Origin of the sequence: uncultured Ruminococcus sp., from assembly GCF_934476685.1 — a bacterium.
Taxonomy (GTDB): Bacteria; Bacillota; Clostridia; order Oscillospirales; family Ruminococcaceae; genus Hominimerdicola.
Window position 1 is genome coordinate 40,248 of sequence record NZ_CAKSNX010000003.1, and the last position, 12,173, is coordinate 52,420.

Below are 12,173 nucleotides of genomic sequence, written 5' to 3' on the forward strand. Positions count from 1 at the left end.
ATTCTGTGAATAACTCATTAGATCTGACACGATCCGATCTGATATTTTTCCGACCGAACCTGCCGTTTCACACCCTTTCGTTGATTTTGCCGCAGCGCAGTGAACGCATAGGCTTTAAGATTATTTTACTGTGTCGTTCCTTCGTGTCTAAACTGTACCATTTTGTAACCGCAAAAGCTAGGTTTGCATTTTAATTATTACAAGTCGGTAACAAATTACTACGTTATTGTAACACACTTAATCGATTTTGTCAAGCACAGCAAAATAAATTAAGGCATTTTGCACAAATAAAACAGAAACAAACGTACAATAGTCATAAAAAAACAGCCTTTTGCATAAGAATTTAACGTACAAGTCGGATAGAGAGCCGAAACAAATTACAGAGAAAAGTAACAAAAATCATAAAAAGAAAAAATAAAATTCGGAAAGGAAGATCATAAACCATGACCAGATATCTGCCAGAGGGAAAAATTTTTAATTCAGCCGAAAACAGGTACTATCTTCAAAGCGAAAAAAATATGCTGGAGGCACAGCTCCACGGGCTTATTCTTGAGGGACACGCCGTACTCTGCGACGCTGAACACAATCTGATAGTTGAGCTGCCTTTCGGGCGGGGCATCATTCCACGCTGCGAGGGGGCGATAGGCATTGATGACGGTTCGACCCGTGACATTGCTCTTCTGTCGAGGGTGAACAAGACCGTATGTTTTAAAGTCATGAAGATAAACCACACATCTTCCGGAGAAACGGAATGCATACTTTCACGCAGGCAGGCGCAGGAAGAATGTATGCGAAATCACGTTTCAAAGCTTACCAGCGGAGATATTATCCCTGCGAAAGTCACGCATTTAGAGCCTTTCGGCTGTTTTGTTGACATCGGCTGCGGTATCCCCTCCCTTATACCCATAGACGCAATTTCGGTTTCAAGGATATCTCACCCCAACGATCGTTTTTTCAACGGGCAGGATATTTACGCAGTAGTAAAAAGTGCTGACGACAACAGGATATGCCTTTCGCACAAAGAACTTCTCGGCACATGGAAAGAGAATGCCGCCATGTTCTCAGCAGGCGAAACCGTAGGCGGAGTTGTGCGCTCGGTCGAGCCTTACGGTATATTCATAGAGCTTGCGCCCAATCTTGCAGGACTTGCCGAGCCGAGAGAAAACGTCCGTGTGGGGCAGGCTGCAAGCGTATACATAAAGGCGCTTATCCCCGAAAAAATGAAAGTCAAGCTTATAATAGTAGATGTTTTTGAAAACGGCTGTTTCCCCTCAAAGATCAATTATTTCATCAATTCGGGCAGGATAGAAAAGTGGGTATATTCCACCGAGCAAAGCGACAAAAGCATTATTTCAGAATTCGTGTAGTACATATTTTTGTACGCAAAACGGACTGCCGCAGCTGAACAGCAGTCCGTTTTATTGTACTCGCAGCAAAAAAGGCGGACCATTACGATCCGCCTTTTTCTTATATTACAGAATAAATTATCCCATTACAACAACAATGTTTGTCTGCGCTGTCATCTTGCACTCGCATACAAAATTGCCGTCAACAGCCTCGCCGTTTACAGTCATTGACTTAACGCCGCTCTGAACGTGGTCTGGGTTCTGAATGTCGATAGAAAGGTGCTTGCCTCTGAAGTTCTTTTCGATCTTAAAACCGTCCCACTCGTGAGGGATAGATGGGCTGATAACAAGACCGTCAGCGTTTGGACGCATACCGCAGATACCCTCTACGCAGCCTACCATTACAGTTGAACCTGTACCTGTGAGCCAATGAACGTGTGAACGTCCGGCGTATGGTGAACGTGTTGACTCAGTGAACTGACCATGAACGTATGGCTCAAGGATTCTTACTTCTGCCTTATCGTTCATGCTTGCAGGAGCTGATTCAAGGAAGTACTCGAAAGCTCTGTCGCCGTGACCGAGAAGTGATTCAGCAAGGATAGCCCAGCCCTGTGTCTGTGAGAAGATACCGCCGTTTTCCTTTGTATCAGGGTTGAAGATGTGCATGAGCGCACCGTCAAAGTAGTGATCTACATAAGGAGGCTCCATGATCTTAACACCGTAAGGTGTGTTAAGGATCTCGTGAACGCTCTCCATAGCTGTTTCAGCCTGCTCCTTTGAAGCAAAGCCTGAAATTACAGACCATGACTGTGGGTTGAGCCACATAGAAGCCTCAGGATCGTTCTTTGCGCCTACTACAACGCCGTCCTCACGGATACCTCTGATAAATCTGTCATCGTCCCAGCAGTCAGCAAGGCTCTTGCCAAGCTCTGCCTGTACCTTTTCGATGTATGCAACATACTCAGTGTCATTTCTTTCCTGAGCATAGCCCTTGATAACGCTCATAGCGTAGTAAAGCTGGAATGCAACGAATGTTGACTCGCCCTTCTTGCCCATTCTCAGGCAGTCGTTCCAGTCAGCGTGAAGACCGGCAGGCATTGCGTGTGCGCCAAGTCTTTCCATTGAGAATCTGATAGCGTTCTTGAGGTGATCGTAAACAGTATCCTCACCGTTGTTAGCGTAAACGATGACCTTATCGAGGAATTCCTTGTTGCCGCTTTCGCCGATGTACTTAACGATAGTCGGGAAGAGCCAGAGAGCGTCGTCTGCTCTGTAACATGGGTGACCTGTTTCCTTAGCGTAAACAGAGTTCTCATCGTTCTCGTCAGGGCAGTTCTCGTGACCTGCGTTGTGGTCGAACTTAACGAGTGGGAGTCCGCCGCCGTTGTCTACCTGTGCAGAGAGCATGAACTCGATCTTCTCTCTTGCAAGCTCAGGATTGATGTGGATGATACCCTGAATATCCTGAACAGTATCTCTGTAACCGTAGCCGTTTCTCAGACCGCAGTAGATGAATGAAGCAGCTCTTGACCAGATGAAAGTAATGAAGCACTGATAAGCGTTCCATACGTCTACCATGTTATTGAACTCATCAGAAGGAGTTTCTACCTGGAAGTTGTTGAGCTGACCATGCCAGTAATCAACAAGCTCCTTGATCTCAGCGTCTACCTTGCCTGCTGCATCGTACTCAGCGAGTATCTCATCAGCAACAGTAGGGTTCTTCTGACCGAGGATATAGATAAGTTCCTTTGTTTCGCCCGGAGCGAGCATGATCTCAGACTGGAGAGCGCCGCAGGCATTTGAGTTGTAGTTGCACTTGTTGTCGCAGAATCCTCTTTCAACAGCGATCGGGTTGCCGTAATCTCTGTAAGGTCCGATAAAGCTGTCGAGGTTTCCGTTGTAAGCTGAAACAGGAGCGCCTACGCAGCCGAAGAATCTTTCTCTCCAGTTAGAGCCGTTAGCGTCCTTGCCGCTGTTCTCGTTGATGTGCTGAACGATCTTGTTGCCTTCAAATGAAGTTCTTGTGATGAACAGTGTGTACTGAAGGTTTACCTGATCCTGCTCATAGTTGTTCTCGTTAGTGAACTCGATGAAACCGAAAGAAGAAAGGTTTCTGTATCTGTCAGAGTTATTTGTTACCTTAACTCTCCATACTTCATATGTCTTGTTGAGCGGTACATAATATGTAAGCTCTGTCTTTACTTCAGCATACTCGGAAGTGATAGTTGTATAAGCTGTACCGTGGCGGCACTCTGTCTTATACTGATCCAGAGGCTTGCCGACAGGCTGCCATGTACATGACCAGTAATCCTTTGTATCGTTGTCACGGATATAAACATATCTGCCCGGGAGTCCGATATTTGAGTTGAAACGATATCTTGCGATACGTCCGTTAGCGCCGCTCTTAACGAAGCTGTATCCGCCGCCGTTGTTTGAAACGATAGCGCCGTACTCAGGTGATCCGAGGTAGTTAGCCCAAGGTGCTGGGGTGTCCGGTCTGGTAATAACATATTCTTTGTTTTTCAGGTCAAAATAACCATACTGCATATTATATTACGCTCCTTTTTAATATAGTTTAGGGTAGTTTTCAGCCCAAAAGTCTGTAAACGTTCCCAATTATTTTTCTCATTACTTTCATAACGATTATATTAATAATAGCATACAACAAATAATTTTACAAGGGGGTACAGGCGAAATTTTTCAATTTTCCGAAAAAACTTTTTCGTGATTATTGAATTTTGAAACTAAAACGTTTTAGATATTAACTGCGTTTTATGTAAAAAATGTACAAAACAGCATTTCAAGTTCCGTCATATCGGTCAATAGACAAATTTTACAGTATATGCTATACTTGTTTTAACAGGAAAATTATAACTACAAAAAGATAAGGAGCTGATACTATGAAAAATGCAGGAAACATTATGCTGGCTATATGCGCCTCAGCCGTACTTCTCTCAGCCTGTGCGGAAAACGGCACACAGTCGCAGGCAGAAAACACATCTTCAAAGACCGAAACGACCACCACAGCAGCAACAGAAGCGGCTGAAAGCAAAACCGATATATCCGCTACTGATACAGAGAAAAATGAAAAAGTCTACTATATCCAGCACGGTCCGAGTGATCCTGCTGACGATTCAAAGAAGTGGGTAATATCCGATGAGGATACTGTCGGAAAGATAGACGAATGGTTTGAAAACATTTCTGCAAAGCTTGATGAATACACTCTTGAAGAGCCTGAGGACACTTCCGACTACTCAAACTCAACTGACTGGTATGCGGTAAGCACCGACGAAACAAGAAATGACGAAAATTATTTCACCATTGACCTTACATACCGTCAGTATACCGATGAACAGGCTGAGTCGATAAAGGGTACAAATGCATACTTCAACTTCTCATACAGGCTTGAAAATTATTTTATCCCCGAGGAAGATCTATCTGATATCTACACTATCATAACAGGCGAAACGCTCGAACCTGCTGAATAAAAAATCACTCCGCCGTTGGTCGATACCTTCGGCGGAGTTTTTTTCTGTATTGCTGTATTTAACTATATTTTATCAGGTCTTTACGCCTGCGAACTGCGTCTGATAAAGCTTATAGTAGCAGCCCTTTCGCGCAAGCAGTTCTTCGTGGTTTCCTGCTTCGGCTACCCTGCCGTCATCTATGACCACGATCTTGTCTGCATCTCTGATAGTGGAAAGTCTGTGCGCTATGATAAGGCTGGTGCGGTTTTTCATCAGCGCTACCATTGCCGACTGGATATGCATTTCCGTTCTTGTATCAACGCTTGAAGTAGCCTCGTCAAGAATAAGTATCTTCGGGTCGGCAAGCACCGCTCTTGCTATGGAGAGCAGCTGTCTTTGTCCCTGCGAAAGGTTTGAACCGCCCTCGGAAAGCTGTGTATCATAGCCGTCCGGCAGACGTTCAATAAACTCGTCCGCATTTGCAAAGGCTGCGGCATTCTTTATCTCTTCACGAGTTGCGTCCTCCCTGCCGTAGCGGATATTTTCCTCTATGCTGTCGGAGAAAAGGACTGTGTCCTGCAAAACTATTGCGATAGCTTTTCTCAGCTTGTCTTTCGGTATATCGTAAATGCTTTCGCCGTCTATGGTTATCTCACCCGAATCTATATTATAAAATCTTGTGAGAAGATTTACGATAGTGGTCTTTCCCGAACCCGTTGCGCCGACTATGGCTATTTTCTGTCCTGCCTTAACGTCAAGGTCAAGTCCTTTAAGCACCGGCTTTTCTGGAACATAGCTGAAATTTATGCTGCTGAAATTTATATCTCCACGAACGTTCTGCGTTTCAAAATCAGCCTTGCCGTTATCCTCTTCCCTGTCAGCCTCCATAACGTCAAAGATACGCTCTGCACCTGCTATGGCAGTCTGAATGTTCGCATACTGGTTGGCGATTTCGTTGATAGGACGTGAGAACTGCTTTGAATACAGTATGAATGCCTGAATAGTACCAATGGTGATAGAACCCTTTATAGCGAGCCAGCCGCCGAATGCGGCAATAAGGATAAAGCCGAGGTTGGATATTACGTTCATGCATGGTCCCATTACTCCGCCGAATATCTGCGCTTTTATAGCACAGGTCTTTAACTCGTCGGACATTCCTCTGAATCGGTCGATAGAATCCTGCTCCTTGTTGTATGCCACAACAGTTTTATAGCCGACTACCATTTCCTCAACATGACCGTTGAGCTGACCTAAAAGTATCTGCTGCTTTACAAAATACTTTTTCATATACTTTGTCAGAAATCCCGAAACCGCAATAGTCAGGAAAATAGTTGACAATGATATGAGCGTAAGCAGCGGCGAGTATATCATCATTATTATCAGCGAACCGATTATGGTAAGCACACCCGATATGAGCGAACCGATAGACTGTGAAATAGTTGTAGAGATATTTTCCACGTCATTTGTCATTCGGCTCATTATATCGCCGTGGCGGTGAGTATCGAGATACTTTATCGGCAGGCGGACAAGGTTTTCAAAGAGGTCGTGACGCATGGTCTTTACTGTGAACTGTGAAAGCTTTGCGGAGAACAGCGCCTGCATATAGGTGAAAACAGATGACGCTGCATACACTATGCCAAGTATGACAAGTGTCTTTCCCATACCTGCAAAATCGACCTCTGCACCGTTTTTATCTATTTTTATAAAGTCCAGCGCTTTCTGCTGAAGTGACGGAGCGGCAAGTCCGAGAACGGTTATGATAAGCATAACGCCTATCAGTCCGAAAAACAGATACTTGTTCTTTCCGATATAAGCTATAAGCTTTTTGAGCGTTGCCTTTGCGTCCTTTGGCTTTTCAGCTGTCAATATCGCTCCGTGCGGACCGCCCGGTCCTTTTTTCGGTCCTCCCGGACCCATTGGTGGCATTGGGGGCATTACGCTTCACCTCCTGTGGTTTTTACCTGCGAATTGTAGATATCCTTATAGACTTCGCAGCTTTCAAGTAATTTTTCATGACTGTCGCAGCCGACAAGCTTTCCATGATCCAGCACGGCTATCCTGTCACAGTTCTTTACGCTGGCTATACGCTGTGCAATGGTTATAAATGTCGTTCCTGCAAGGGATTCATGGAGCTGTTTCTGCAGCTTTGCTTCTGTGCCTAAGTCGAGTGCAGAAGTTGAGTCGTCAAAAATGATTATCTCAGGCTTTTTAAGCACCGCTCTAGATATGGAAAGTCTTTGCTTCTGACCGCCAGAAAGCGACGCACCCTTTTCAGCTATCACGCTGTCATAAGCGTCGGGCATTTTTGAGATGAACTCGTCCGCCTGTGCGATCTCTGCGGCGGCTTTCACCTCGTCGGCTGATGCGCTTTCATCGCCCCACTTTATATTGTCTGCGGCAGTACCCGAAAACAGCTCGCTCTTCTGGAGGACTATGCCTATCTTATCTCTCAGTTCATGAGTGTTAAGATCCTTTACGTTCACTCCGTCAACAAGGACTTCGCCCTCTGTACAGTCATAAAATCTTGGTATCAGATTTACAAGCGAGGTCTTTCCAGAACCTGTTGCACCGAGGATAGCTATGTTCTCGCCCTTTCTGATATCAAGATCAAACCCGCTTATAACAGGTCTGCCCTTTGTATCGGGATAGCTGAAAGATACATTTCTGAATGTTACCGTACCCTTTGTACCCTTTGTGCCGTTGTCAAGGCTGACAGTTCCGTCCTTTACGGCAGGCTCGGTTTCAAGGACTTCGTTTATTCTTCTTACAGACGCCATTGCTCTCGACACGGTCTGGAACATCATCGACATCATCATTACGCCCTGAAGTATTCTTGTGAGATATGTAATAGCAGCCATTATCTCGCCGATCTTCATTTCCTGCGCCTGAGCCTGAAAACCGCCGATGATGATAACAGCCACCACCGAAATGTTCATTACCAGCATAAGCACAGGCTGGAGTATAGCCATAAGCTTCTGTACTTTCAGATTTGATTTCATAAGATCGCAGTTTGCTTTGTTGAAACGCTCCGACTCATAGTCCTCACGGACATATGCTTTTACAACTCTTGCGCCTGTTACATTTTCCTGCACGACTGAGTTTACATTATCAAGACGTTTCGCAACGATAGTGTAATAAGGGTCGGCTTTTTTCAGTACGATAAGCATTACCGCTATTTCGATAGGCAGCGCACAGACTATGATAAGTCCGAAATGCACGTCAAGCGTAAGCATCATGATTATTCCGCCTATGAACATCAGCGAATCCCTCACCAGCATTCTCAGGCAGAAATCTATTACCTGCTGTATAGCTGTGATATCGGTAGTAAGCCTTGTTACAAGCGAACCTGTGGTGAATTTATCCGTCTGTTCAAAGGAAAGTCCCATTACCTTTGAAAAAACGTCAACTCGCAGATCCCTTGAAAAGCTCTGCGATGCAACACCGCTGAATGCGGACGCTGCGATTCCGCACGCTCCGCCGAATACAAGCAGCAGCATCATAAGCACACCTGTTCGTATGATAACGCTCATATTCTGCGCCAGAACTCCGTCGTCAACTATCTGCGACATAAGCTTAGGCTGGAGCAGATCCATCAAAACTTCACCCACCATTGTCAGCGGAGCAAGCAGCGCAAAGAGCGCATAGGGTTTAAGGTATTTTAACAGTTTCAATCATTCATCGTCCTTTCGGATCATATTTTTTACGGTTCAGACTCCGTTCTCGACCATATTGGTCAGCATCTTTTTCAGCAGCCTGCACATATATTCCTGCTCATCATCGGACAGACCTTCAAGCATCATATCTTCCGTTTCTCTGGATTTTTGCTTTATAAGGTCGTTGAGCTGTCTGCCCTTATCGGTAAGATACACCCTTACCTGCCGCATATCCTCCGAATCGTTCCTGCGGACAACAAGACCTTCCTGCTCCATTTTCACAACTGCGGCAGATATCGACGGCGCAGTAAGATGCGTCAGCTTTGAAAGCTGCAGCTGTGTGATGCCGTCACTGCGTTCAAGATGAAAAAGTATATGCCTGCTGCCCTTTGAAACACCTCTGCCTGTGGTGAACTTATCTATCCCCGCAGATACATTGATATCAAAAAGCCTGCTCAGGTCATTTATATACATTGACGGCTTTGCGTCCTCCTTAGTGAGAAGATGCTTTGCACGCTCCTTCATCGCCTGCTTGTCAAGACATTTATCTCTGTGATCTCTCAAACCATTCACCTCATCTTTCTAATTAATTAGTTTTCTAACTAATTATATCAGCCTGCTGTGACCATTTTAAGCACAATTTTATGAATTTTTTATTTCAGACAAAAAGAAAGCCGCACATCAGCCATAAAGCTTTTGTGCGGCTCAATAAATATCTTTAATTACTGAATATCTTCATAGAGATCCTTTTCACGATCGGCTCTCTCAAAATCTATCTTTCCCGAATTTACATTTGCGTTAAGAACCTTGACGGCTATCTTATCTCCCACACGATATTCCTTGCCTGTGCTGAAATTTTTCAGATAAGTCATTCCGTCAGACTCATAAAATCCCTCGCCGAGATTATCCGTATGGAGAAGTCCCTCGCAGGTATTTGGCAGCATAACGAAAAGTCCGAAATCCGTTACCGAGCTTATAACGCCCTCAAAAGTTTCCCCTATCTTTTCAAGCATATATTCAGCCTTATAGCAGTCCTCACAGCTGCGCTCCACCTGCATAGCTTTCAGCTCAGTTTCAGAGGACTGATCCGCAGAGGCATAGACGAACTTATTGAACTTCGTGCGGCATTCCTCAGCCGTCATTCCATTCAGAAAAGCTGACATTATCCTATGGATAGTGAGGTCGGGGTAACGTCTTATAGGTGACGTGAAATGTGCATAGTCATCAAGGACAAGTCCGAAATGTCCCAGCGGTTCTGTATCATACCTCGCCTTTGACATACTTCTCAGCACAACATTGTTCATTATCATCTCGATAGGCGTATCCTTTGTTTTTTCAAGTATTGCAGCCATATCAGACGGCTTTGCATCGTCGCCCAGAACATACTGAACGTTAAGGTTCGCAAGTATCTCTTTAAGTCCCTCCAGCTTTTCGGCAGTAGGCGGCTCATGGACTCTGTACACAAAAGGCAGCTCGTTTTCAAGACCAAACCTAGCAGCACACTCATTTGCCGCAAGCATAAAGTCCTCTATCATCTCTTCGCTCTCGCCCCTTGTTCTCGCATAAACTCCCACGCAGATATCACGCTCGTCTATGGCAAGCTTGCTTTCGGCAGTTTCAAGCTGCGGAGCGCCTCTCGACAGCTTTTTCGCTTTCAGTATATCCGCAAGCTCTTTCATCAGCGGTATGCAGTCCATTACCTCGGCATACTTTTCGCAATTTTCCTTTGAGTTATAGCCTGCAAGAAGATCGTTTATTTCAGAATAAACACCCTTTACCCTTGAACGGATAACGGATTTTGCAAACTTATAATCAACGATATTTCCGTTTTTATCAAAATTGCAAAGGCAGGAAAAAGCAAGTCTGTCCTCCTGCGGATTAAGCGAACATATGCCGTTTGAAAGCTCCTTCGGCAGCATCGGTATTACCCTGTTTGCATAATAAACACTTGTACCTCTTGAAAAAGCCTCGTTATCAAGCTGCGATCTCGGGGTAACATAATATGAAACGTCTGCGATATGAACTCCCAGCAGATAACCGTTTTCAGTCTTTTCAACAGATATAGCGTCATCTATATCCTTTGTGTCCGCTCCGTCAATGGTGAAAATAGGCTTGTCCCTAAGATCAAGTCTGTTCGGCAGCTCTGCGGCTATCTTTCCGTAGTCCGAAACATTTTTCGCTTCATATATGACCTCAGGGGGAAATGCAGGGGTAAGTCCGTTGACTTCAAGTATTCCCATTGCGCAGACCGCAGCTTTCATAGAACTTCCGTAGCAAGAAACGATAGAACATTTATGCTCGCTGTGGCGGTCCCCTCTTTCGGTTATCTCAGCCATTACCTTGTCGCCCTCGTGCAGTTCAAGTCCCATAGGGTTTTCAAATCTCAGAGCGTATTTTGAAAGAGTATCCGGCATTATTTTAAGCTCGCCGAACTCGCTGACTATCTCGCCGGTAAACTTGTTGAACTTCTCTTCCGCTATCCTTACTACCTCGCCCTCTGGAGAATCTCCCCTTGACTCGGTAAGTCTTACAAGCACGATATCCTTAGGCATTGCGCCATGCAGTCTTTTGCCTGGGATAAATATTTCCTCTCCGGTATCAACATTTTTTACAAATCCGAAGCTTTTATGAAGTCTTGTGACCTCACATTTTTTCAGCTTTTTAAGATCCACAAGGGTAAAGCCGTACTTGCTTTCGATTATCTCGCCCTTTGCTTTCATTTTGTCCACAGTGCGGACGAATTTATCAAAATCGAATTTCTTGTTTCTGCAAGCCTTTGTAAGCTCCTTGAACGTCACAGGCTTTTTACCCGACGCTTTGAGCTTGTTATATATCATTTTTCTGTAATCAGTTTTCACAGGCATCTGCCTCCATTCCCATTTAATATAGTATATCTAAAATTCTTCCTGTCTGTATTCCAGTGCAGTATATTTATCCTTAAAAACAAAACCGCATTTTTCAGCTATCCTGCGGGACATTTCATTTCTTGCGTCCCAATGAGGTCTTGCGCCACGTCTTACGCATTCCAGCAGAAAGGCTGCGGCGCATATCTTTGCCAGACCTTTTCTGCGGTATTCAGGCGCAGTAGCTACCTCTATCTCAAAGCCTTTGCTGTAATAGGTATAGCATGAACAGCCGCTTAATATCTCGCCGTTCTTTGTCATAACATATCCGAAGGCTTTATGAGAGAACTCCCACCAGTCCTTAAAATTGGACACAAATGCAGCCGACCAGTCATTTTCCTTTGCTTTATTATAGTATGCCTCGTTAATAAGTTCAAGCCTGCATTCGGCAAGGTCTGAAATTTTTTCCTTTATCTCTTCAAGCTTTTTGGTATCGAACCCGTCTTTCGGGGCGGACATATGATATCTGTCTGTAACAAAAAGCCTGCTGTCCTCTTTCAGAAGTGCGTCAGTCCATTCCTTGTTCTGCGGAACATACACCGCATTCTTATTATTCCTGCCCAGTATGACAGCCTCTTTCGCAAAGTTCTCATCACCCGCACAGAAATAAAAATCCCCCGAAACTATAACTGCGCTGTTCGGCACATCTATATTATCGCTGTAAGCGTCGCCGTATATCCCCTCGAAATAAGTTGAAAGCACCGAATCGTCAAAGCTTTCAAAAAGCGGTACAAGTCTTTCCGCAATACCGTTCGCACAATACATTTTCACACTCTCCTTACCTTTTCTATACTCTTTTATACT

At 44.7% G+C, this 12,173-nt stretch carries 8 protein-coding genes; 2 read left to right on the plus strand and 6 right to left on the minus strand.

Features of this window, described 5'->3' with window-relative positions; all coding sequences use genetic code 11:
• The first annotated feature begins 443 nt into the window (after nt 1-443).
• Nucleotides 444-1,367, plus strand: a complete 924-nt coding sequence (locus tag Q0E19_RS04675; RefSeq protein WP_294407871.1) for a S1 RNA-binding domain-containing protein — start codon at nt 444-446, stop codon at nt 1,365-1,367.
• A gap of 117 nt (nt 1,368-1,484) precedes the next feature.
• On the opposite strand, the gene Q0E19_RS04680 is transcribed toward Q0E19_RS04675, so the two are convergent.
• Nucleotides 1,485-3,893: a glycosyl hydrolase family 65 protein gene (locus tag Q0E19_RS04680; protein WP_294407873.1), complete on the minus strand. Its 2,409-nt coding sequence runs from the start codon at nt 3,891-3,893 to the stop codon at nt 1,485-1,487.
• Between the two features lie 353 nt (nt 3,894-4,246).
• Between Q0E19_RS04680 and Q0E19_RS04685 the strand changes: the two genes are divergently transcribed.
• Nucleotides 4,247-4,834 (plus strand): hypothetical protein, encoded by a 588-nt coding sequence (locus Q0E19_RS04685; RefSeq protein ID WP_294407875.1) that lies wholly within the window; start codon nt 4,247-4,249, stop codon nt 4,832-4,834.
• Between the two features lie 72 nt (nt 4,835-4,906).
• Here the strand turns inward: Q0E19_RS04685 and Q0E19_RS04690 are convergent, their stop codons facing one another.
• The 5 genes from Q0E19_RS04690 to Q0E19_RS04710 all read right to left on the minus strand — a co-directional run bounded on the left by Q0E19_RS04690 (nt 4,907) and on the right by Q0E19_RS04710 (nt 12,134).
• Entirely contained in the window at nt 4,907-6,748 is a 1,842-nt protein-coding gene (locus Q0E19_RS04690; RefSeq protein WP_294407876.1) for an ABC transporter ATP-binding protein, read from the minus strand.
• On the minus strand, nt 6,748-8,484 hold the full coding sequence (locus tag Q0E19_RS04695; RefSeq protein ID WP_294407877.1) for an ABC transporter ATP-binding protein: 1,737 nt from the start codon (nt 8,482-8,484) through the stop codon (nt 6,748-6,750). The genes Q0E19_RS04690 and Q0E19_RS04695 overlap by 1 nt, the downstream gene beginning before the upstream one ends.
• Nucleotides 8,485-8,520: 36 nt before the next feature.
• The gene (locus Q0E19_RS04700) at nt 8,521-9,030 is read right to left on the minus strand and encodes a MarR family transcriptional regulator (RefSeq protein WP_294407878.1); all 510 of its coding nucleotides are present in this window, start codon (nt 9,028-9,030) and stop codon (nt 8,521-8,523) included.
• Between the two features lie 158 nt (nt 9,031-9,188).
• Nucleotides 9,189-11,324 carry a ribonuclease R gene (gene rnr, locus Q0E19_RS04705; RefSeq protein WP_294407880.1) on the minus strand — a complete coding sequence of 712 codons (2,136 nt, stop codon included), beginning with the start codon at nt 11,322-11,324 and terminating at the stop codon, nt 9,189-9,191.
• 36 nt (nt 11,325-11,360) lie between these two features.
• A complete protein-coding gene (locus Q0E19_RS04710; protein ID WP_294407881.1) occupies nt 11,361-12,134 on the minus strand; it encodes a GNAT family N-acetyltransferase in 774 nt (257 codons plus the stop codon).
• Nucleotides 12,135-12,173 lie beyond the last annotated feature (39 nt).

Excerpts from the sequence above, each read along its gene's own strand:
- Q0E19_RS04680 (WP_294407873.1), bottom strand. The coding sequence starts at position 3,893 with ATGCAGTATGGTTATTTTGACCTGAAAAACAAAGAATATGTTATTACC.
- Q0E19_RS04675 (WP_294407871.1), top strand. The coding sequence starts at position 444 with ATGACCAGATATCTGCCAGAGGGAAAAATTTTTAATTCAGCCGAAAAC.
- Q0E19_RS04710 (WP_294407881.1), bottom strand. The coding sequence starts at position 12,134 with ATGTATTGTGCGAACGGTATTGCGGAAAGACTTGTACCGCTTTTTGAA.
- Q0E19_RS04690 (WP_294407876.1), bottom strand. The coding sequence starts at position 6,748 with ATGCCCCCAATGCCACCAATGGGTCCGGGAGGACCGAAAAAAGGACCG.
- Q0E19_RS04685 (WP_294407875.1), top strand. The coding sequence starts at position 4,247 with ATGAAAAATGCAGGAAACATTATGCTGGCTATATGCGCCTCAGCCGTA.